The sequence below is a fragment of the Microbacterium sp. NPDC058389 genome (genome assembly GCF_042722305.1).
Lineage (GTDB): Bacteria > Actinomycetota > Actinomycetes > Actinomycetales > Microbacteriaceae > Microbacterium.
On sequence record NZ_JBHXJQ010000002.1, the window covers coordinates 305268 to 326426 of the forward strand.

The window sequence follows — 21159 nt, forward strand, 5'->3', positions numbered from 1 at the left end:
GGCTGACCGGGGTCCCGCGGACGCACCCGTCACCGGAACCCGGCGGCGCGGGCGTGGGGGGGGGGGGGGGGGGCCGCCGCCCGCCCCCCCCACCACCCTCCTCAGCGGTTGCGCGTCAGGTCCCGCGTCGGACTCGGTGCCGGACCCTCGCGCGATCGTGCTGGCTGCGGCCGACGAGTTGCACGAGCTCGGGGCGCAGGAGAGCGCTGACGCGCTCGCCGACGGAGATGTCACGTACGACGAGTACCTTGAAGCCGCGCGTCGATACCAAGCGTGCCTGCGAGATGTTGGTGTTGTCATCGAAGGCCCTCACCTCAGCCCCGTCGACAACGTCTGGTTGCTATGGCAGTTGCCAGAGGAGATATCCGGTGGGGAAAGTGTGGCCGCAGCGGTGTCTTCCTGCGACGAACGTTGGCGGCCGGTGGCTGCCGCGTACATCGACACGCATGAACAGCGAATGGATGACGGTCTCCAAGCTGCGGTTGTGACATGTATGGCCGCGGCCGGTTACGACCTCAGCGGGGATGAGAGCCAGGTCATCGATTTCATGGGAGAGATCGAATCGCCACCCACTCCTCGGATGCAGGATGCCGAGCGATGCATCGTTGAGTTGTCCCAGCGACTCTTTCCGGAGCTTCCGGGTGTGACCGTTGCCTACTGACCTTTCAACCATCCGAGAGGACCTTGACCCAGTTCCAGCGCGCCCAGGCACAATACCGGCGTAAGAGCGAGGGTAAGCAGGCCGCGGATGAAATCGCCCGTGACTCCGCCTGCAACGAGCACGTCGGCGCCGATTGAACTGTGCGCAAGCAGTATGCCGGCAAGCGTCCCAGCCGCGTACGGTGCCCACGTGGACGCAGCCGCCTGAACTGTGAGCATGCCGAGCAGACCGGCCCGCCCGACTCCCAGGATTCGATACAAGGCCCATTCAGCTCTACGCGCGAACTGCACCATCACGAACAGGGCGACGAGCATGGCCGACACGATCACGGGAGCCCACGCCGTAATACGGGCCCGCATCCGGTCATCAGGCGAGCCGCCAGGCTGCTCGTCATTGAGCAGTGGGGTGACGGTCGCCTGCGAGTTGAAGGCACTCATGAGGTGACGTTCGACCGCGGATCTCGCGCCTGGTTCGGACTCCACGAGGCATTCGGTCGTCTGTGATGTCGGTGCCCCCAGGATGACAATGACCTGGTTTCCCGCGGGCAGTCGCTGGGTCTTTTGGAGTACGGCGTCCAGTTCGACTGTCGTCGCCGGCCCGTTACCTTGCAACGTCAACGTGCTTCCTGGTCTGAGCCCAAGGGTCGTGCTGACGTCAGCGCCCGCAGCGACAAGAGGTGATCCGCTGGTGGCCCATCCGATCCGCGCGTAGCCCGGAGTCACTTCGAGCACGTCGATGGTCGCGCCAGGGCGTTCGGCGATCTTCGCACTCCACTGATGAAGACGCGCTCCAGCGTCATGGATGCCGTCCACCGCCCCGAGCGCAGCACAGCTCGCAGCGGAGAACGCTGTGGGGGACTGCACACGCCAGACGTCCTGTCCGGCCGCCGCGAGCGAGGCTCGTTGCTGGGCGATCGAACCGAGTTCCTGTGTGCCAGCGATGACGGTCAGGAACCCGATCGCCGCGGAGAGAGCTACGCACACGACGGTCTGGAAGCTGTAAGCCGCGAGGTTACGGAGTGCCTCGATCACTCGCACCCGGCTGGCGGTCACCGGGACCGCTCCGCGAGCTGGCCGTCCACCACATCCAGGATCCGGTCGCATGCCGACGCGACATGCTCGTCGTGCGTGGCGATGATCACCAGTGCCCCTGCACGAGCCGCTTGGTGTAGCGCGTCAACGACAAGCCGCCTGTTGTCGGCGTCAAGCGCGGCCGTCGGCTCGTCCGCCAACAGAGTGGCCGCGCGCGCCGACATGGCTCGGGCGACTGCGACCCGCTGCTTCTCGCCGCCAGAGAGGCGGAATGCGTGTGTGCGTGCCAGAGGCAACACGCCGACCGTCCTCATCGCTCGGACTGCACGCATGCGTGCAACGTCCTGCTCGAGCCCTCGAAGCTCCGAGGAGAGCGCGACGTTGTCGATCACACGCCGCCGTTGCAATAGAGGCGTGGCCTGCATCAGCCACTCAACGTCATCGGGGGAGGCGTCTTCAAACGAGACCGCGCCGGATGTCGCAGGCACTGCACCGGCAATCGCGGCGAGAAGGGTGGACTTTCCCGCCCCCGAGGGACCCATCAACGCGACAACTTCCCGCCCACGGAACGTGGTGGAGACGGAGTCGAGGACGGGCCTGCCTCCCAGCACAACGCTGACGGAATCGACGACTACCCGCATGTGATCCGCTGCGTCACAGGGAGGATGATGACCTCGTCACCGGGGCGCAGGTCGGCCTCGATCACTACCGTTCCGGAAATGGAGACAAAGGCTGTCGCGTCCAGCCTGACCTGCTTGTCGTCTCGGCGTACGAACACGCACGAGCCGCCTTCGCTGGTGACAAGGGCCGGTGCCGGGACCACCCACTGCCCGTCCTCGGCAGGCTGGATCAGATTGGCCGCGGCCACGCTCGTGCCCGCCGCGACGAGCGAAGCGAGTGCATCTAGACCGTCTGCGGAGACACGAGTTCTTGTCTCGTCTAGCGCGACGGTCTGCCCGCCCACCAACAGCGCCTCGGTCGGGGAAGCCGACGCCGAGGGCGTGAGGTGTTCGACGCTGCCTTCTGCCGGGGGTTGTGTCCCATCTTCCCAGAGCACTGCGTCGACAACCTGGGGGGCAAGTTGCAGCACCACCGATCCCTGCGCCGGGGCGGAACTGCCGATGACGACATCGATGGTTGCCACCGGTCGTTCCGCCAAGAGGAACATCACCCAGCCGGGATCGAACGCAGCAACGGACCCTGCCTCCGGTACCCCAATGCTTGCGGCGTAGCTACGAACGGCCGCGAGTGTGCGCTCATCGAAGGTGGGTACGTCCGGAGCATCTAACCCTCGCGCCCGGAGGAAGGATGACAGCATTGCCACGTCCTCTCCGGTGTCTCCCAACGCCAGAGGCCGATCAAACGGATACGAGGTCAGCGCCGCGAGTCTGCGGATGCTCCCGATCCGAGCGATGGGCGTCCCGTCCACCACGGCATCGCCGGCGGAAACATAGACCTCCTGCACGATTCCGGCCCACTCCGGCGCAGGGATCGGAAGCGGATCGCTCCATTGCAGCCCGAGCGCCACCGGTCTGTTGAGGTCGCCAACCGCATGTTCGGCGGCCACGACCACCGGTCGAGGCTCTACCGATGCCGCATTCAGAGCCTGTGCCGTAAGTAGGCACAGCGCGATGAACGGAGCCACGATCCACGCTCCAACACCGATCATGGTGAGAACCGGCCAGCTCGCGCGGCGAGTTGTCTGCATCGACTGGTCCTCTCGTCCGCGACCTGGTGCCTCATAAGTCTGTCGTGCGCAGTGGTGGTGCGTGGCAGACCAAACGCGCGCCAGAGGACCATGCGAACACTGACCGAGCACGGGCGGTGGAACCTGTGGTGCCCCAATCCGCTCCCTCACGGCGGTGCGAAGTTCATCCATTTGAGTGAGGCTGGTATCCCAACGTCGGCGTCCGGGGTGCGTGTCCGGCGAGCCGCGGACTCGCTCTTCGCTCTTCATGCCACCGGCGATGGTCGGCTTTGTCTCGTCCTATTGAATGAATTTGCGGTGACAGTCGCGGGCCCGCTCTCCCCACCGCCGGCTTAGTGTCGCGCTACTGCTGAAGGCGTGGGAAAGGCACACCCTCCTACCGATGAAGTCATCGGCGGGCGCCAGGGCTCGAACGTGAACCGCTCCATGACCCAGCGGCTTGGTGAGCCTCCGACAGCGAGACCATCGCGAGATCCGTAAAGTTCACCGTGCGTGACGCGCCCAACACGGGTGCCGCGCTCCGGTGAGAACGACCTTGGCATGGAGGCACATCACATGAAGCTCAAGATTCGACTGGCAGCGATCGCGGCTTTGGCTGCCGCAGGAATCATCGGCGCCGCGATCCCTGCCAGCGCGAGCTCACTCTCGACTGGTGAGATCCAAGAACTGCCGATGGAGGAGAGCGTTCCGATTCCGCTGGTCTCCACAGTGGTGACGATCGACGTCGCGACAGGAGAGGTCCTGTCATCAGAACCGGCTCCGGTCACCCCGTTCATCACTCAGCTAGGGCCCGGCTGCTCGACTGATGCGGTCTGCCTCTACGCGCCCTCGGCTCCCTACTACGGCTTCATCAACGCGGGCACGCTCAACGGGTCATGGGCGGGGCGGACTAGCTACTACACCGGTTGGTGGACGACACAGCTCAAGTGGCAGTCGGGCGGAAGCACTGTAACAGGGCCGAAGCTGGGCAGATACGTCACGGCCAACCTCGTGGGCGGACCGGTCACGGTCACCCAAGTGAGGATCTTCTGAGTCGCTCCTACTGACGTCAGCAGAGTTTGGGCTTCCGCACAGAGCTTGCTCGGTGCGGAAGCCCAACTCTCGTTGCGGGTTGCAACGCGACGACTCGTCCGAGTGCGCCGCAAAGAGCTACACCCGTGCCATCCAGATGGATGAAGATTCTCGTCCCCGGGGCGAGTGGGGCCTCCGACCGAGAGAACGGGCCGATAGGAACTCATCAGTCGGCTACATGTGACCCCACATAGGCGACTCGTGACGGAAGGAACCCGTCGCGTTCAAACCAACGGAGGTCGAAATGCGAAGTTCAGTCAAGAAGAGGCGAACGCTCATCTGGCGCTCGCTCGCCGGCGGCGCGGCAGCGCTGGCATTGGTCATGGGTGTGGCCGTGCCGGCAAACGCTGCAACGACGGCCGTCAGTGGTGAAGTCAACTGCACCGGCTCGTGGGTCAACTACAACACCGAGCGTCGGACCACGTCGGGCGGGCCCACGCAGCTGTACCTCAACAATGGAGCGGGCAGCCCCTGGGGCGGATGGAAGACGACCGTTGGCGTCCGTATCACGGCCAACGGCGCGTACCACCAGGCCTCCATGGTGACAGGGTCATCCCCCTGGGGCACGCTCATCCCGTCCGGCGCTTACGTCGCCAACACCCGCTTCACGATGCGGGCGCACATGGAACCCTCGACGGGTACGTGTGACAACGTCTGGGGCGGCGATCTCTACTATTGATCCGCACATGGGCGGCAGAGGCGGGAATCGCATGACCGGACGTCGGAATCATCGCGCGATCGTGGCGGTCGTCGTCCTGCCTCTGCTGCTCGCCGGTTGCGCAAGTTCACCTCCCGAAGCTGTCGATGCGGAATCGCACGAGACGACGATCCTGGATTACGACGCGACCGTCGCCGAGTACACGCAGACCGCGGAGAGCCTTGCCCTCCCGGAAGGGCAGGTCTACCCCGATGTGCCCTTCGCCAGGACGGACGAGCTCTACCAGCAAGGATTTGGTCGCAACCAAGCCGTCTACTTCTGGAACTGTGCATGGGGGCGCCAATGGCTCAAGCTTCGCGGTGTCGACGCCGACCTGGCAGCTCAGGCGTTCGAGACCTATGCGTCCGTGAGAGCGACCGACACGTACCAGCAGTCATGGGACCCGGTCAGCATGCAAGCTCCATTCGAAGAGGCGTTGGAATCGGCGGAGCTCGGCGACGCGTCCCAGATTCAGGCGGACATCACCGCCAACTGCCCAGCATGAGCGGCAGATTGTCCGCGGCAGCCGCGACAGTGGCCTTCGCGCTCCTCGCCACGGCCTGCACGGCCCAGCCTGCTTCGGGCCCAAAACCGTCAGACAGTGCCGCGGCGCCGGCCACAGTGCAGGTGGAAACGCGGTCCCTGACATCGACCGTAGTTCTCAGCGGCACGATCGTCCCTAACCCGGCATATTTGGTCGAATCGCCCGCGGCAGGGCAGGTGCGCCTTGACACAGCCACGGTGCCGGGGGCGAATGTGGAGGCTGGGCAACCTGTCGCGCATGTCGGGAATGAGAGCATCTCCATTCCGGCGGCAGGTACGGTCACGGACGTACTTGCGGTCGACGGCGCGCAGGTAGTGCCCCGTATCCCGGTGGCCGTCGTTGCGTACGAAGGCTTTGGTGTCGTGGTCGAAGTACCGCCGTCCGAGCAGTACCGCATGTATGAGGGGGCCCTCAGCGCGCTCGTGAACGTCGTCGGGGGCCCCTCGGGCCTTGAATGCACGCTGGTCACACCGCGTCAGGCGCTCGATGCCGCCGACGGCGCCGCGGTGCTGTGTCTCTTGCCGGCGGAGGCTGCCGTCGCGTCGGGTTTGGATACGAAGGTGGGTCTGAATACTGCCAGCAAGACTGACGTGGCCACTCTCCCTCTGCAGTCCGTGTCCGGAAGAGCCGACCAGGGCAAAGTGTCGCGCGTCAACGCGGACGGCACGCACGAAACGGTCACAGTCGAGCTGGGGATCACCGATGGTGTGTACATCGAGATCGTCAGCGGCCTTCAACTGGGAGACACCGTCACCGCATTCCCACCGGGCATCGGCTAACGCGTGGGTGAAGTCGTCGTTGCGACAGATCTTGCGGCTTCGGTGCGGCTCCCGAGCGGGCAGCAGTTGCCGATCTTCCGCGACCTTTCCATCACAGTCTCGGACGGGACGTCGGCGGCGATTCTCGGCAGATCGGGATCTGGAAAGAGCACGCTGCTGGCGATTCTCGGGCTGATGAATCTGCCGGACGCAGGCGAACTCACAATCGCCGGCCACGCCGTGAGCAGGCTCCGGGAAGGCGAGGCAGCGCGGCTTCGCAACTCGCTCGTGGGTTTCGTCTTCCAGAACTACTCCCTCATCGAACACCTCACGGTCAGAGAGAACGTCGAGCTGCCGTACGCGTTCGGGGCCAGTGCCAGCAACCGCGAAATCCGATCAGCGGCCGGCAGAGTCCTAGATCTGGTGGGAATGACGAAGTTCGCCTCGCGCAAACCAGCCCAGTTGTCCGGGGGAGAACAGCAGAGAGTGGCGATTGCGAGAGCTCTCGTGCGCAGCCCCCGGCTCATCCTTGCCGACGAACCAACTGGTGCGCTCGACGTGGACACTGGGCACCACGTCATGGAAGTTCTCCGTGATGCGACAGCGGGGTCTGGCAGCGGCCTCGTCGTCGTCACCCACGACCCCGCGATCGCGGACTCCACCGAAGCCCAATGGCATCTCAGGGACGGCTCCCTACATCCCGCCGCTACCCGCGGTGGTGGCCTATGAGAGCACTAGCCGGAACGTTTCGAGATCTTCGCCGCCATCGGCTGCGGAACCTCCTGTCCGCAGGCACGATGTTCTTCGGTGTGCTGGCTCTGGTGGGCGTAACAGCAGCAAGCTCCATCGCCAGCGACACCCTGCTCGCGTACGAGGAGCAGGTCAATGGGCGTGCAGCGACGGTCACGGGATATGTCGACATCCCCCAGGAGGATCTCGAGTTTGCCGCACCCGGCATCGCCGAGACTCTCAACACCCGGCTGGGGGAGACGGGGAGCGCAGTCGTCAGCACTGAGTCGACGATGTTCATTCGCACGCCGGAGGAGGCCGAGAACAACGAGCCGGTTCGCAGCTTGGTGGTCGAGTGGGACGCGGGAGACCTCAGCGTCATCCGCCGGCTGGCGACGACAACCGGCTCCTTCCCGTTGCCCGACCGACCGTACCCACCGTTGCTCGCGGTGAACGAGGTTGCTGCCCGGCAACTGGGCTACCCGGACCAGACGCGGTTCATGCTGATGACCACGCCCGAAGGTGCTGGCGCTCAGTTCACCATCGTGTCGGTAATCGCCGACGGCGCTTCCGATCCAAAGGCATACGGAAACCTCAGCGCCTTCGGAAACCTATTCGAGGCAGCCGAGATCGAACCAGCCGCGGTCCGGGTGACCAGCACCCAGATCGCAGAGAGCGCCAGTAGCCAGCTGATCGCGGACGCGCTGGTCGATCATCAACTGCAGCTGACGGCACCACCCACCCGAACTGACACCACCTGGCGCGTCGCAGCCCAGATTGATGCGCTCAGCTTCATCTTCACGGTCTTCGCCGTCGTGATGCTGCTCATCGCCGCGATGGGGCTTCTCAACGTCGGCTTGTCATCGGTCAACGAGCGTTCGCGTGAGCTCGTTATCCGCCGCGCCATCGGCGCGCATCGCCGAGACGTATTCATGTTGGTCATGGGGTCATCGCTGGCCATCGCGGTCGTGGTCGCGATCGTCGCCACTGGGGCGGCAATCGTGTTGGTATACGGCATCGTGCCATCGATGCTTCCGGCAGGATCGGTGGTGAACACGCCGTCTTTCCCGTGGGCAGCCTGCCTTGTCGGGTGTGCGGCGGCCACGCTCACTGCAGTCGCGGGTGCTGCCGTTCCTGCGATCAAGGCCGCCAGGCTGCCAGTCGCTTTGGCGTTGCGCGAGTAGAACTCTGGCCGCGTGGGATTCCATCAGACCCGGCCCGCTGCTCGACGTGCGGTGGTGATGGTTGAGTTTTGTCCCCGTTCGCGGCTCGCTGACAACCGGCTGCCGGCGTTGCACGAATGCTTGCCGACAGCCGGCGGGCGATCAGCAGAGGCTCGTCGATGCGCTGCTGTGGCACAGGCTCGTGCTCCACGAGCTGGCGAGGGCGTCGCCGCGCTCGTGATCACGCTGTTCCAGCGTCTGGAGTGACAGGAGGTATCCCATGTGTGTCACCTCCTTTCTGTTCCGGGTCCTGTGAGAGGACCAATGGCGTGCCCGGGGGGAACACGTTTGAGGGGGAGTGCTTCCAGGCATGGGCCAAGGTGAGGAGGACACCAGCGGAGCCGGTAGCAAGGTCACACGATCGGCGCAGCAACGCACTTCCCGGGTATCCGAGCCCTGCCTCGCGCGGCAGCGCATGGAGCGAGAACAGTTCCAGATGGCGGTCGAGGGCGGCCTGGGTCGCGGTCGTGCTCAGCCCGTGGGACGCCAGCTCGACATGAAGCCGAACCAGTCCTGCTCGACCTTGGAACAGGCCGGGTTCGAGGACGAACTCAGACTGCGCCGCGAGCGTCAGCGGGTCCAGGCTTGTCCGCAATTCCGACTGGGGCGACCGTCTCAGCAGATGGGCGATCGCAAGTGCGATACCTGCTGACCCGGAGCCCAGGTAAGGCAGCACCCGCCAGCCCTCGTCGACTTGAAGCGAGCCGTCGGCCGATTCGACGCATGCCTGCAGATCGGCGCGGATGGCATCCTCGGCGAGGGTGAGTAGTTCGCGGTCGCCGGTGCAGTCGTATAGGCGCAGAGCGAACAGTGCCGACCCGCTCGGTCCGCGCAACACACCAGCGGAGCCGGTCGCCACTCGCCCTAGTTGGGTGCTCCTCCAGGCTGGGCGAAGTTCGTTCAAACGGTCAGCAATGTCGAGCGCATCGGGCAGCAGCTCGCTTCTCGCGCTCGACAGTTCGAGGTATGCGATGCCGATGCCCGCGAGCCCGCCATACAGGTGTGGTGGCAGGCTGTCCAAGCCCGTGCTGTGAAGCCGGGCGAGGGCACGTTCCGATAGGTCGCCCATTCCCAACCGTTCGAACGCGAGTGCCGCTCCCGCCAGTCCATTGAGGAGTCCCGGTTTGTCATCTTTGCTCGTCTGGAACGCGCGTTCGACCCAGTTCATGAGAGGAACAGGGATCTCGATCCCCGCTTCCCGCAACGCCACAAGCGGCCCGAGTGCACCGTGGGCGATCGCGTACGCGGGCTCGGACAGGGATGCGGGATCATTCGGCCACAGCCTGTCCTCGCGCTCGGGGGTGGCATCTGCGATGAGTTGAGAACCTAGTTGAGCAATGTGGGTAGGCACCGCGATCGGAGCAGCGACGGCCGCGTCGGAGTCGGTGACATTGATGTCCGCTTCAACTTCCGAGGCCCATCGGTCCGGGAGGTCAAACCTCGATTGGGCCCAGGAGATCAGTTGCTTCGCTTTCGTCGGATGGAGGGGAAGCAATGGTGTGAGAGGCAAGAACATGAAGAGCTTGATGCAGCCGACGGCGTAGCGGTCGAGCGCGACGCCGCGTCTCCCGTCGACGGCGACAAAGCCAGGCGCCCCGATCACTGCAGCGGCGCCATGCTCCATGGGCCGAGCCATCTCAAAGTCGATGAGCACGACGTCGTCGTTGGGAAGGACGAGGAAGTTCCCAGGATGAAGGTCCCCGTGCGTGTACCCCGAATCATGAACCGCGGCCACGGCCTGCTCGATGCGCCCGGCAACAGTCAGCGCCCATTCCCGGAACGCTCGTAGGTCTGACGCGCTGGCGTTCGCCCGAATCAGTGGGTGACGTGCGACGACGGCGCTGTTCAGTGGCTCCCCATCGACACGCTCGGTGACGAGAAAGCCATGACCGAGCACATCGAAGGATCGGATTGCTCGCACCACTCTCGGGTTGATGATCTGGCTGAGCACCCGAGCCTCGTCAGCAACCCGCTCGACGGCATCGCGGCCATCAGCGGTGAATCCAGCGAACGTCCGCGCCTCCTTGACCACGACTTCTACGCCGGCATCGACCGCCTGGTAAACGCCACCCGCGTTTGAGTGATGAAGAGCGCGAGTCACGGAGGGGAAGCCGTCGGGTGGCGTGACGTCTCGTTGTGCTTCTAAGGAAGGCATGAGGAAGGCTGGGACGTCCACCCACGGTGGCAGGTGGAATCCGGCAGTGCGGATATCGGCAACCAGCATTCCCTCGGGATCTCGGATAGCGGCGGTCGGTACGCCATCGACGTCCGTGTACATACGCCGAAAGCCGCCGTATCGGACGAAGACGGGAGCGGAACGCCATCGCAGATCGGACAGGATGTGCGGGCCTTCGTATCCGGCCGTCAGAAGCTCGAGTGCTTCGAGCGACTGCCTCAGGTCCTCGACCGTGCTGGGGTAGATCGTGATGAACTTGCCGGAGGCGGACCGGTCAGCGTCCTTCGCGTTCATTGCGAAGAGAACGTGGTCGTCCGCCAGGTGCTTGAACGGCAACCTGCGAGCGTGGCAATGAGCGGCCGCAGCGTCCAGAATCTGCGTCGCGTGCGACGCAGTCGTGCTGAGGTGGATCTTCCAGCCCTGCTCGGGGAGCATGTGGTCCTGGGGATTCAGGAACGTCCAATGCCCATCGGTGGCCTGCGACCAGTCGCCCCAGTCGAGATCGACGGCCGCGATGAAGGGCTTGCCTTGCTGGCGCCGATGCTTCCGAGGGTCCTCATAGAAGTCGGATCCTGGCGCGGCGAAGCGCGGATAAATCGGGTCCACGGGCTCCCCAACACATGGTCACAGGCGCTGTCGATTGGTAGCGCTAGGACATGGTGCATTCGCGGTCAGAGCCGCTCAGAACGGGTCGGGGCGTGCGGAAGAGCTGTCCTGCGGGGGGTCGTGAGAAGCCGAAGGCTGTCTAGGACCGCCAGATCGCGGTCTTGGCGGGGCTTACGGCGTTACGTGCGGTTGCGCGACGAGTGGTTGGGAGAGCGCGCGGTCGATCAATGCGAGTTCGGGGAGTTCATTCATTTGGACGACGAACGGAAGTCGTCGACGCTGTTTCGGACTCCCCAGAGCGCGAGCTGGGTGCGATCAGTGGCGCCCACCTTTTTCATCGCGGACTGCACGTGGGAGCGAACCGTGTTCACCGACACACCGAGCTCCTTGGCAATGTCATCGTTGCTTGTCACGCCCGTGCTGAGGAGTACGACGACGCTACGTTCGGACGGGCTCAGGCTCGCGGCGACAGCATCCCTCGCCGGCCGGCCGTGGCGGTGGGTGAGCTCGCGCAGCAGCGGGGCGGTAACCCGCGGCGACATGAACGCATCGCCGCGATCCGCCGCCCGGATCGCTTCCAGCAGTTGATGCGAGTCGTGCGTCTTCAGCAGATACCCGCTGGCGCCGGCCTCTAGCGCCCGAATGACGTGCACGTCGGCTCCATGGCTGGTGAGGACGACTACGCCAATACGAGGGTCCTCACCGCTCGCCAGCAAGCGGGTGGCATCAATGCCGTTCATGCCGGGCATCTCAAGATCCATCAGCACGACGTCGGCTCGCTCGGCTCGCGCGGCGGTCACCGTGTCTCGGCCGTTCGAAGTCTCGCCGACGACGGCGATGGCCTCTGCTTGACTCAGACGAAGGCGCAGGCCGCGCCTGAAGGCTCGGTTGTCGTCCGCGATGAGTACCCGGATAGTCTTGCGTCGCTCATCCACGTGCGTGCCCTTCGATGTCGGGAAAAGGGATGGTCAGGCGGGTTCGCCAGCCGCCTCGGCCGTCGTCCGCTGCGTGCAGTGTGCCGTCAATCAGGTGCAACTTGTCACGCAACCCGTCAAGGCCCCAACCCAGACCGAGTCGTTCTTCCGCTGAGTGCGCCCGTGTTGCGGCACCGTTCGAGACAGTGGCGTGCATGCGGTCGCTGTGGACGACGACATTCACGTGAACGGTCGAGCCGGGGGCGTGTTTTGCGGCGTTGGCGAGGGCCTCCTGCACCCCTCGATATGCGATGGTCGACACGACGGCGGGGAGGTTGGGGATGTCGCCGAGTACGTGCAGCTCGACTGTCATCCCTCGACGCGACCAGAAGGCGACGAGTTCTTCGACATCGCGAAGATCCGGAGTGACTGTCGCGCTCGGCGAGTCCACGGTACGCAGGTCTCCCAGCGCACCGTAGAGGCTTGCGGCGGCAAACCGTCCCTCCGTTCGTACTTCGTCGATGAGCTGGAGCGCCTGCTCTGGTTGCTGAGGAGCGAGCTCGATCGATGCATCACACAGCGAAACGAGTCCGGCGATGTGTTGGGCCGTAACGTCATGCAGTTCCTGCGCGATCCGAGCTCTCTCGATGTCGCGCGCCTCGGCCATCCTGGCCTCCTGCTCCCGGGTCAGTCGGTCGGCTGCCTCCCGCGCTTCCGCTGCATGCCTCGAATGCGCTGCCCACAACAGCCCCAACGCCGTCGCGGCGGCCGCGGGCGCCGCAAACGCAAGACTCTGGTTGATCACGAACCCCGCTACGACGCCCGCCGGAGCGCCCAACGACACAGCCCATAGTGTGAGGGTCGCGACCGTAGCGGCGATCGCGATCGCAAGCCACAGCACAGAGGTGACCGCTCTGGCCCGTGTAGCAAGGGCGAACAGGGCGACCGCAACGACGAGCTGCATCGCGGCAGTCCACGCCGGCACCGCTACCAGGACTACGACCGCAAGGTAGGCCACGAGGGTGCCGGCAACCCCCAGCACCGGGTGCCGGCGAACAAGAAGCAGGCACGCCGCCTGCAGCCCGCATCCCACCACAATCAAGGCGACGACCACTGACTGAGGAAGCGGGTTGTCCCAACTCGAGGCGCCGTCGAGGATCGCGACGACGGCGTTGCTCAGAACCAGTGTCAGTGTCGCGACGAACACGACGACGACGAATGCAGGTGAGCCCATCAGTGCGGTGACATCGGTGCTCCGGCCGGCAGCGGTCGAATCGGATCGCCTCGGAATGGTGGCGGATGACATGGGCCTGCTTTCGTTCGAGCGGTGTTTCGATGACTCGCCGCGAGTTCTGCGCCCATTTCCACGCGACTGGTGGGTGCTGCCGGGTGATTGGAGCGAACCGCCAGGAACCGACCCCTGCCCAGGCTGTCACATGCGCGGTGCTCGATGACCGCGAAGGTCGAGCGGAACTGAGGAACGCCCGCGCGGCACGACGTCTGCTGTGCCGACCGAAGGGTGCCTCGGCCAGAGCTTCGATCCTGGCTGCCCGCGCGGCAAGCAATGTCGGGTTAGTCCCGGCAACAGCACGAACGCATCACGAGCGCGACACAGGCTGCGGGGGCTACTCTTCGCGCACAGCCCAGAACTGCAGGACGTGGCCGGCCGCACCGCACGCGTCTGTCACGTTCGGGAACTCGTCAGCAGCAACCTCGCCCCCGCTGCCCGCAACCTCGGCGCCCTCCTTCAACGCCTTCACGCCCGGCACTTGGAGGCCATCTGCTGTGGCCACCGTTCCCGCCGGCCAAATGACTGTGACCACATCGTCCGATTCGTCACGGATGGCCCAGCACCCAGCGCGATTCAGCGTCAGCGCTCCCGTGAACAACGCATCGCCGCCTTCAGCATCGGAACTGCTCGCGGCAACGGTGCCGTTGGGCGACTCCACCACCACCGCGCCGTCGGCGCTGCCGGCGCAGGACGTCAGCACGAGCGTCAACGTGACACATGCGGGGAGAGCCAGTGACTTCATAGCTTGAGTGTTATGCCCAGCGTGCTCAAGCCGGAGTTGATCGGCGTGAACATGTCGCGGTTGAGTCCCCAGATGGTGACGTATCCGCTGTGCACGCCGTACGCGGTGCTGCCAGAGAACCACGGCCCGCCGCTGTCTCCTGGCTGGCACTCACGGTTGTTCATCGTCATCATTCCGCAGTACGAGCCGCGGCACTGATTTGCCAGGTACGTGGTGTCGCAGTCAAACCCGCTCGTCATACCTTCGTGGCAGAGGGTCTGGCCTGTTACCGGGTTGGCGGATCCGGAAACGGTGTACACACCGTTGAGGCCCCAATGGATTTCCGGGGCTGCGTAGGAGGACGTGGAGTGCCATTGAACATCTCGCGTGCTGCTGCCGGCGCGGTACGTGAGAGCGATCCCGGCGAAGGTCTGCGAGTTCCCGCAATGGTCGGCGGTGATGATTCCGTTCGAGATCGCAGGCAGTTGCTTCACGGAGAACCCGGAGGTGCAGCCGGTCATCGCACCACCGCCATACAGAGCATCCTCGCCTGTGCGCAGTGATGGGTCGACCTCCAACGCGATGTCGAAGCCGGCTCCGCGAGCTACCGAGGACGACACTTCCGATACCGCGCGGGACGCCGCCGCTGCGTCCGACGAGTTCACGTAGACCGTGATCTTCCCCGTGAACACGTCTGCGCTGGTCGCCACCTCCGATGCGCTCTGCGCTTGTACTTGGTAGTGGACGCTTTCACCTGCGGCCGCGATGCTGGCCTGGCTCCATCCGGTGTTCTCGATGATCGTCACCTTGGGGGTGAACCGAAGGAGCAGTGTCCGTGCCTCCTCCGGGGCCGCCGCCGCGAAATGGATGATGGGCGTGCTAGCCGAGATCTCGGCCCCCGCGAAGTCGTTCGGGTACGCGGTCTCGAGACCGGTGGCCAATGTCGCGAAGTCGTTCTCCCACTTCATCTGCGCTGCGAGCGCTTTGGTGGATATACCTTGCGAAGCCGCTTCCTTGGCCAGGGCCGCGTCGAGTGACTTTTCCGGCGTCGACGTTGCGGCGAGGGATACTCCGGGGCCCCGCTCTACAGCAGCAGCAGGCGCAGCGACTGCGACGGCCGTCGCGCCGAGCGCGATCACAGCCACGACTACTCGATGAGACAACGAATTGCGCACTGCGGGCCTCCTTGCTCGCCGGTACATGACGTGCCCGAGAGTCGTTGTTTCGCTCCTCGGTTACACATCGCTGAAAGTAGCGGACCGATGCCGAATTGAAGCCATTCCGCGGGCAATCTTCACTCAAAAGGACGAGTCGTGCCACCTGCTGCTGCTTGGCGCACTAGCCAAGTCGGCTCCTGCCGTGCATTCGCGATCTGAGCTGCTTGCCAGATGCTCGATCGGACTGGCCAGGGTTCGGACCAGCGCCAGCTGGGAACGTCTATCGGGGCGACACCCCAGGTCGCCGCAGGGTAGGCACATGAGCGTGGTTCGCGACGGCGCAGCGCGCCACAGGAACAAGCGGCCCGGGTGCCGCATGATGCGGTGCTGACGAGCAACGCCAGGTTGGGTGGTTAAGATCTCGTTTGTGAACGTGTCAGCGGAGTATGCGCGCGACCTCTCCGGAGTGTTCACCACGGCGTCGCTCAGGGCGCTTGCCGCACCCCACCCGTGGGAGGCAGGCCGCCGGTTCTCCGTCTTGGGGGACGCGCTGCAGGCCAATATCCCTCTAGGAGCCGTGCTCGACGAGGCGTTCGACACGCTAAAGGGGACGCGTCGCTCGGAGTACGTGTTCAAGAACGAGATCGTCTCCCGAATCGTCTTCGGTCGGCACCGGCCAACTTCGGCATCCGCTGCCGTCGAGTTCGGGGTTGGCATCTCGAAGGCTGATGTCGTGGTGGTGAACGGCACGACAACCGTCTACGAGGTCAAGACCGACTTCGACTCGTTCGCGCGGCTCCACACGCAGCTGCGGGACTACTCGGAGTTCGCGGAGCATGTCTACGTTGTTGTCTCGGCGCGACGCGGCGACGCCGCCCTAGAGGCAGCCGCCGAGCACGTCGGAGTCATTGCCTTGCACGCGAGCGGGCGGATGCAGACCCTGCGCCCCGCTGAAGGCGGCCTGGAGCGGATTACGCGAGAAAAGCTCTTTCAAGTTCTCCGCGCCGGAGAACGTTCCGACATTCTCGCCGCAGAATGTGCGCACAATGACGGCACCACGATGGGGATGCGCGAAGCGTTCTCACGCATCCCGGTACCCACTCTCCACGCCCATGTTGTGCGTCTTCTTCGGCGGAGGTTCGGTGGCGCCACCAGCGTGGTGAGTGACCCGGGCTTTCCGCACTCCCTTCGCGCCCTGGCCTACGGCGTTTCGCTATCCGGATCTGCACAATCGCGACTGTTGGAGCGGCTACAGGAGCGCCCAACGCACATGTTGTAATTCCTCTATCATCGGCACCCCGACGATAGAGGACACATGTACGTTCCATTTCTCTACGGGCGCGCAAATGAGCTGCTCGCCCTTCGCGACCTCACCGACGTCGCCCTGGCCCAGCCCGTCTCGCCTGCTATTGAAGCGCTGAAGTCTGATCCGGCCTCTCTGGTCCGGGCCATCGATGCAATGTCTACGGCTGGGATTGTCTCCTCCGTCGTCATGAACCCGAGTGCGCGTGAGCTGTCTACGTCACGAACTCTCGCTGCGTGGTCGGCGGCCGTTCGGGGCGCGGCTGGGTTCGCATCAGTTCGGCCGGCCATCTCGCTCGAGTCGACCACTTCTCTAGGCGACGTAGAAGCTTTCGTGACCGAGTACGCGCAACGCCCGATCACGTTCGTGGCACGGTCAGGTGTCATCCCGGCCGTCCAGCTGGCAGCTGCTGCCGCCAAGGCAGATGTGCTGGTTCTCGTACACCACAACCTCGCGGCAAGTGACTATGACGCAGCGTTTGGGGTGGATCGCGTGATCCCGCTGACGAACAGCTTCACTCCCCAGCCGCGCAATGTCGACTACAGCGAGGACGACTGGTTCTCAACCGCGGCAACAAGCTATGGCGGCTCTGGGCGTCCGGGCTTCGGCGACTACACCGTGTTGGATCCGGCGGTGCGGGACACGCGAGGCGGGGCCCCTGGGGCCGTTGTTATCCACGCGACGTACATCGATGGCGGCGGCGCTCTCTGGGTGCGCCACTTCCTCTCCGACTCCGTCATCCAGGGTGAAATCTCTGTCGGGGAGAAGTTGCTCCAAGCGATGGGCAAATTGCAGTCCGATCGGGCGATGTTCTTGACAAGTCCAGGGATGAGTTCGTACGACGTCCAATACGCGACTCGTCGGGAGACCGCTTTGGGCACAAACAAGCGGCAGCAGATCTCGCATCACATCTATACGACACTTGCGGCAATTCGCTGATCGGATACCAGCGGAGCCCTACGGCAGGAGCCGATTCCTCATCAAATTGGATGAACTTTGCGACAGCGCGGCACCTGGCGATCCGTCCCCGGGGGAGAGTTCATCGGAGCTCTCGTCGTCCTGCCTCCGCTGCGATCGCGTCGCTTCTGCCTGCCGGGGGCGCGAGCACACGAGAACGGATTCGAGAGCTGCGGGTGCCGTAACCGAAAGTATCGTCCCACTCGGGTCGACGAGAGGTGACGAGTATGAGTTCGATTGCCGGCCAGTTCGCCGAGAAGTCCAGCAGCAAGAAGACCGCGAAGCAGGTGCGCCTGCGGCTGGTGTACGTCGACTTCTGGTCGGCGATGAAGTTGTCCTTCCTCGCCGCGATCGCTGTCGCCGTCATCACGGTTGTCGGCGTGGTGCTTCTCTACCTCGTCGTGCAGTCAACGGAAGCTTTCACGGACGTCGAAGCGGTCCTGGTGGGACTCTCCGACGGGAGCCTCCTCCTGTCTGAGGTCTTGGGCCTTGCCCAGGTGGTCTCGTTCGCCACGGTTGCGGCACTCCTGAATCTCGTCGTTGTCACCGTCCTTGGTGCGGTGCTCGCCGGCATCTACAACCTGGCCGTCAAGGTGACGGACGGCCTGCCGGTCGGCCTCACCTCGAGTACGAAGAGCGGTGAACGCTGACCCGGAAATGACGAGCAACTCTTCCGAGGGTGAAACGCCTGCAGACCCGTCACAGCGAACTCGGGGTCAGTCTGGTCGACAGACCCGCCAGACTTGGGGAGCATGATCCGAGCGTCGAGATCGCTGAAGGGGCTGTCGATCGCGGCCGTGGTGTTTGTCCTCGCGTCGTGCTCCACATCAGGCGTTGCCCAGCAGCGCGAGTCGGGAGTACCTAACGGAGTCGAGCTCCCGCAGCACGGAGAAGGCCCGTACGCCGTCGCACGGTCAGACGGTCGGGTCCAAGTGATCACCTTTGGAAGCTCAAGTTGCCCACCCGCAGCCACCTCCCTCGTCAACGATGGTGAGGAGTTGGTGGTCGAGTTCGAGCTGGCGCTTGACGGCACCTGCACGACGGACAGCAACCCGACCACACACACCTTTTCTGCTGAGCAGGTTGGGCCGGAGCTTCCTGACACCGTGAAGATCGTCTTCCCGCAGCTCGACGACGAAGTCACTGTGGAACTGCTCGATCGGTAGATCTCCGAGAGCACGAGGAGTGTCCCCCAAAACGACGTGCGGTCGAGCTCCACCCGCGTCGAGCAACCATGCCTCATGAGGCAGCGCGACCCGGGGTGAGATGGGGAATCGGGCGGGTGCCGTCGGGTGCGCGGGCAGCCGTTCGACGCGCATCTGCGATTCTGCGGAGGCTCGACCGTTTGGTGCCGTGGTGGTCGGACTCAAACGTCTTGACCTGGCACGTCTCGTGGGAGCGCGCGCAGGGATGGCGGCATACATTTGGTGGGCCGTTTGCATGCAAGAGTTATTCGTGTGCATACTGTGATTCCCGTAGAAGTTCGGCCCGTCTTGGACGCGCGAGGGGTCACGAAAGCGTTCCCTGCCCGCCGTGGTGAACCATCGGTACCTGTCCTCGCCGACGTCGATGTTCGCGTTGCTCCAGGCGAGTTTGTGGTGCTGGTCGGCCCGAGCGGGGCGGGCAAATCGACTCTGCTGTATTGCCTGGCCGGTCTTGAACCGGTGAACTCAGGCGAGATCACGCTCCTGGGCACGCCGTTGCGCGGACTGAGCAGGGCTCGCGCGGCGAAGCTACGGCGAGATGGTGTCGGTTTCGTGTTTCAGGCATACAACCTGGTGTCTTCGCTCACCGCGCGTCAGAACGTCGCGTTGCCTGCGCAGCTCAACGGTCGGCCTCTGGATCGATCCTCGATAGACGCACTTCTGGATCGGGTGGGTCTGGCTAGGCGGGGATCGCATCGCCCGTCTGAGTTGTCGGGTGGGCAGCAGCAGCGCGTTGCGGTCGCGCGCGTGCTCGCAGCCAAACCTCAGGTGCTGTTCGCTGACGAACCGACCGGTGCGCTCGACAGCCGCTCCGGCACGGTGGTGCTCGACCTGCTCCAGGAGGCAGCGTTGGCCGGCACCGCGGTGGTCATGGTGACCCACGACATGGAAGCCGCTGCGCGAGCTGACCGGGTGCTGGTGTTGCGTGATGGGCGCATTCAGCGAGAGCTCGTCCGCCCCACGGTCGAAGAGATCTTCACCGCGATGACGGTCTCTGCGGCGGCGAACGTATGATCACGCTGGTCTTCGCGGATGTGGTGCGCGGGTACCGCGTGTGGTTGGGGTTGGCGGCCGTGGCTGCTGCGGTCGCGGCCGCATTCACCTACGTGGCTTGCACGCTGACCTCGGCTGCTGCCAACCCCGGCGACCTTGGCGCGCTCATCGCGGCCACGTCAGTCGCGGTGGTGTTCTTCACGGTCGTTGCTGGAATCGTCGTCATTGGCAGCATCTCAGGTCTGGTGGTCTCGGTGCAGCGACGCCAGATTGCCCTGTGGCAATTGATCGGCCTGAGTCCCCGTGCTGTGTTCTGGACCTTCGCCGCGCAGATCCTGGTGACCGCGACCGCGGGCGCCGCCGTTGGCGCAGTCGCGGGCGGCTGGGGCTTCGCCCCAGTGTTTCGCTACGTGCTCAGCGCGTGGGCCGACCCAGACACCGCTATCGTGCAGGTTCAGCCGTGGGCGATCGTTGTGGCGGCCGCCGTCACGGTGCTGTTCGTCGGCCTGTCCGGCCTCGGCGGCGCACGGCGCGCATCGCGGACCTCGCCGGTGCAGATCCTGCGCGAACCCGAACCTCAGGGGCGCATCATCCGATGGGCGCGGGTGGCGATCGCGGTGATCCTTATCTCGGTGACGGTCGGGATCGCGGTGACAAGGTCCGGCGAATCGCTTTCGAGTATCGCGACCAACGCCCCGTTCTTCGCTCCCCTGCTCCTCGTGGCGCTCGTGATCGCTGCCCCCGTCCTCTGCCCGGCACTGATCGCACTGTGGACGAAGGTGATTCCCGCACGCGTCAGCAGTTCCTGGTACCTCGCCCGGAACAGCGCCCAGTACCGCGTGGGCTTGACAACCTCGGCGATCAGCCCGCTCATGCTTGCCATGGGGCTCGTCGCCGGGGTCTACAGTGCCGGGAACACCCTGGCCGCAGCGGCGGGTGCTGACGCTGCCAGCTACAGCCTGGATCCCCGCGAGATGCTGTTGATGTTCGGAGGACCGCTCCTGGTCTCGCTGGTGGCTTCGGCGGCCGCCGTGTACATCACCAATGGCGACCGACGACGAGAGCGCGCCCTGCTCGACTCCGCCGGGGCCACCCCTGGCGTGCACGTCGCGGTCGCATTGTGGGAGGCGCTGATCTACATCGTCACCGCGATGATCCTCGCGACCGCTGCCGTCATCGCCGCGACCCTGCTCGTCAGCGTGCTCATCGGGGCCGCAGCCCTCAGCGTCGACCTCGCACCGATCGCCATCCTTGCCGCAGTCGGGTTGATCCTGCTCGGTGCAGCCACCCTGCTGCCCGTGATCGCAGCCCGCCGCGCGTCACCCCTGACGGCACTTGCCGCGCACTGACCTGCCGGCTGGAGCGCGCTTCGTCCGGGGTTCGCGGCCCCACTCTCGCCACTCCCGCGGTCGCG

Annotated in this window: 21 protein-coding genes; 13 read left to right on the forward strand and 8 right to left on the reverse strand. The window is 64.9% G+C overall.

Annotated features, from left to right (window positions below; genetic code table 11):
• Positions 1–157: 157 nt before the first annotated feature.
• Positions 158–661 (forward strand): hypothetical protein, encoded by a 504-nt coding sequence (locus tag ACFWJ8_RS04255; protein WP_378809347.1) that lies wholly within the window; start codon positions 158–160, stop codon positions 659–661.
• On the opposite strand, the gene ACFWJ8_RS04260 is transcribed toward ACFWJ8_RS04255, so the two are convergent.
• Genes ACFWJ8_RS04260 through ACFWJ8_RS04270 form a run of 3 tightly spaced genes read right to left on the reverse strand, consistent with a single transcriptional unit; the run spans position 655 to position 3400 of the window.
• Positions 655–1713 carry a hypothetical protein gene (locus ACFWJ8_RS04260; protein WP_378809349.1) on the reverse strand — a complete coding sequence of 353 codons (1059 nt, stop codon included), beginning with the start codon at positions 1711–1713 and terminating at the stop codon, positions 655–657. The two genes, ACFWJ8_RS04255 and ACFWJ8_RS04260, sit on opposite strands and share 7 nt — an antisense overlap.
• Positions 1710–2333 (reverse strand): ABC transporter ATP-binding protein, encoded by a 624-nt coding sequence (locus tag ACFWJ8_RS04265; protein ID WP_378809350.1) that lies wholly within the window; start codon positions 2331–2333, stop codon positions 1710–1712. Before ACFWJ8_RS04265 ends, ACFWJ8_RS04260 begins: the two co-directional genes overlap by 4 nt.
• The gene (locus tag ACFWJ8_RS04270; protein WP_378809352.1) at positions 2324–3400 is read right to left on the reverse strand and encodes a hypothetical protein; all 1077 of its coding nucleotides are present in this window, start codon (positions 3398–3400) and stop codon (positions 2324–2326) included. The genes ACFWJ8_RS04265 and ACFWJ8_RS04270 overlap by 10 nt, the downstream gene beginning before the upstream one ends.
• 555 nt (positions 3401–3955) lie before the next feature.
• On the opposite strand from ACFWJ8_RS04270, the gene ACFWJ8_RS04275 reads away from it, so the two are divergent.
• The 6 genes from ACFWJ8_RS04275 to ACFWJ8_RS04300 all read left to right on the forward strand — a co-directional run bounded on the left by ACFWJ8_RS04275 (position 3956) and on the right by ACFWJ8_RS04300 (position 8383).
• Positions 3956–4432, forward strand: a complete 477-nt coding sequence (locus ACFWJ8_RS04275) for a hypothetical protein (RefSeq protein ID WP_378809354.1) — start codon at positions 3956–3958, stop codon at positions 4430–4432.
• Between the two features lie 283 nt (positions 4433–4715).
• A complete protein-coding gene (locus tag ACFWJ8_RS04280) occupies positions 4716–5150 on the forward strand; it encodes a hypothetical protein (RefSeq protein ID WP_378809356.1) in 435 nt (144 codons plus the stop codon).
• 31 nt (positions 5151–5181) lie between these two features.
• Entirely contained in the window at positions 5182–5673 is a 492-nt protein-coding gene (locus ACFWJ8_RS04285) for a hypothetical protein (RefSeq protein ID WP_378809358.1), read from the forward strand.
• 29 nt (positions 5674–5702) lie between these two features.
• A complete protein-coding gene (locus tag ACFWJ8_RS04290) occupies positions 5703–6491 on the forward strand; it encodes a hypothetical protein (RefSeq protein WP_378809359.1) in 789 nt (262 codons plus the stop codon).
• 3 nt (positions 6492–6494) lie between these two features.
• A complete protein-coding gene (locus ACFWJ8_RS04295; RefSeq protein ID WP_378809361.1) occupies positions 6495–7199 on the forward strand; it encodes an ABC transporter ATP-binding protein in 705 nt (234 codons plus the stop codon).
• A 68-nt stretch (positions 7200–7267) separates the two neighbouring features.
• A complete protein-coding gene (locus ACFWJ8_RS04300) occupies positions 7268–8383 on the forward strand; it encodes an ABC transporter permease (RefSeq protein WP_378809362.1) in 1116 nt (371 codons plus the stop codon).
• A 220-nt stretch (positions 8384–8603) separates the two neighbouring features.
• On the opposite strand, the gene lanKC is transcribed toward ACFWJ8_RS04300, so the two are convergent.
• The 5 genes from lanKC to ACFWJ8_RS04325 form a co-directional block, all read right to left on the reverse strand.
• The gene (gene lanKC / locus ACFWJ8_RS04305) at positions 8604–11204 is read right to left on the reverse strand and encodes a class III lanthionine synthetase LanKC (RefSeq protein WP_378809364.1); all 2601 of its coding nucleotides are present in this window, start codon (positions 11202–11204) and stop codon (positions 8604–8606) included.
• A 248-nt stretch (positions 11205–11452) separates the two neighbouring features.
• Positions 11453–12139: a response regulator gene (locus ACFWJ8_RS04310; protein WP_378809366.1), complete on the reverse strand. Its 687-nt coding sequence runs from the start codon at positions 12137–12139 to the stop codon at positions 11453–11455.
• Entirely contained in the window at positions 12132–13424 is a 1293-nt protein-coding gene (locus ACFWJ8_RS04315) for a sensor histidine kinase (RefSeq protein ID WP_378809368.1), read from the reverse strand. Before ACFWJ8_RS04315 ends, ACFWJ8_RS04310 begins: the two co-directional genes overlap by 8 nt.
• A gap of 319 nt (positions 13425–13743) precedes the next feature.
• Complete coding sequence (locus tag ACFWJ8_RS04320; protein ID WP_378809370.1) at positions 13744–14151, reverse strand: hypothetical protein; 408 nt, start codon at positions 14149–14151, stop codon at positions 13744–13746.
• Positions 14148–15275, reverse strand: coding sequence for a S1 family peptidase (locus ACFWJ8_RS04325; protein WP_378809373.1), 1128 nt, complete (start codon positions 15273–15275; stop codon positions 14148–14150). Before ACFWJ8_RS04325 ends, ACFWJ8_RS04320 begins: the two co-directional genes overlap by 4 nt.
• Before the next feature lie 421 nt (positions 15276–15696).
• Here ACFWJ8_RS04325 and ACFWJ8_RS04330 point away from each other — a divergent pair, with 421 nt between their 5' ends.
• The 6 genes from ACFWJ8_RS04330 (at position 15697) to ACFWJ8_RS04355 (ending at position 21094) form a co-directional block, all read left to right on the forward strand.
• Complete coding sequence (locus ACFWJ8_RS04330; RefSeq protein WP_378809374.1) at positions 15697–16566, forward strand: sce7726 family protein; 870 nt, start codon at positions 15697–15699, stop codon at positions 16564–16566.
• Positions 16567–16602: 36 nt separating this feature from the next.
• Positions 16603–17529: a sce7725 family protein gene (locus ACFWJ8_RS04335; protein ID WP_378809376.1), complete on the forward strand. Its 927-nt coding sequence runs from the start codon at positions 16603–16605 to the stop codon at positions 17527–17529.
• A 245-nt stretch (positions 17530–17774) separates the two neighbouring features.
• Entirely contained in the window at positions 17775–18197 is a 423-nt protein-coding gene (locus ACFWJ8_RS04340) for a DUF3566 domain-containing protein (RefSeq protein WP_378809377.1), read from the forward strand.
• A gap of 351 nt (positions 18198–18548) precedes the next feature.
• Positions 18549–18713 (forward strand): hypothetical protein, encoded by a 165-nt coding sequence (locus tag ACFWJ8_RS04345; RefSeq protein ID WP_378809379.1) that lies wholly within the window; start codon positions 18549–18551, stop codon positions 18711–18713.
• Positions 18714–19013: 300 nt separating this feature from the next.
• Positions 19014–19766: an ABC transporter ATP-binding protein gene (locus ACFWJ8_RS04350; RefSeq protein ID WP_378809620.1), complete on the forward strand. Its 753-nt coding sequence runs from the start codon at positions 19014–19016 to the stop codon at positions 19764–19766.
• Positions 19763–21094, forward strand: coding sequence for an FtsX-like permease family protein (locus ACFWJ8_RS04355; protein ID WP_378809381.1), 1332 nt, complete (start codon positions 19763–19765; stop codon positions 21092–21094). Before ACFWJ8_RS04350 ends, ACFWJ8_RS04355 begins: the two co-directional genes overlap by 4 nt.
• The last annotated feature ends 65 nt before the right edge of the window (positions 21095–21159 follow it).

Bases quoted from the DNA above. Each gene is read 5' to 3' on its own strand.
- ACFWJ8_RS04265 (WP_378809350.1), bottom strand. From the start codon at position 2,333: ATGCGGGTAGTCGTCGATTCCGTCAGCGTTGTGCTGGGAGGCAGGCCC.
- ACFWJ8_RS04270 (WP_378809352.1), bottom strand. From the start codon at position 3,400: ATGCAGACAACTCGCCGCGCGAGCTGGCCGGTTCTCACCATGATCGGT.
- ACFWJ8_RS04275 (WP_378809354.1), top strand. From the start codon at position 3,956: ATGAAGCTCAAGATTCGACTGGCAGCGATCGCGGCTTTGGCTGCCGCA.
- ACFWJ8_RS04280 (WP_378809356.1), top strand. From the start codon at position 4,716: ATGCGAAGTTCAGTCAAGAAGAGGCGAACGCTCATCTGGCGCTCGCTC.
- ACFWJ8_RS04285 (WP_378809358.1), top strand. From the start codon at position 5,182: ATGACCGGACGTCGGAATCATCGCGCGATCGTGGCGGTCGTCGTCCTG.
- ACFWJ8_RS04300 (WP_378809362.1), top strand. From the start codon at position 7,268: ATGTTCTTCGGTGTGCTGGCTCTGGTGGGCGTAACAGCAGCAAGCTCC.
- ACFWJ8_RS04315 (WP_378809368.1), bottom strand. From the start codon at position 13,424: ATGTCATCCGCCACCATTCCGAGGCGATCCGATTCGACCGCTGCCGGC.
- ACFWJ8_RS04320 (WP_378809370.1), bottom strand. From the start codon at position 14,151: ATGAAGTCACTGGCTCTCCCCGCATGTGTCACGTTGACGCTCGTGCTG.
- ACFWJ8_RS04335 (WP_378809376.1), top strand. From the start codon at position 16,603: ATGTACGTTCCATTTCTCTACGGGCGCGCAAATGAGCTGCTCGCCCTT.
- ACFWJ8_RS04340 (WP_378809377.1), top strand. From the start codon at position 17,775: ATGAGTTCGATTGCCGGCCAGTTCGCCGAGAAGTCCAGCAGCAAGAAG.
- ACFWJ8_RS04355 (WP_378809381.1), top strand. From the start codon at position 19,763: ATGATCACGCTGGTCTTCGCGGATGTGGTGCGCGGGTACCGCGTGTGG.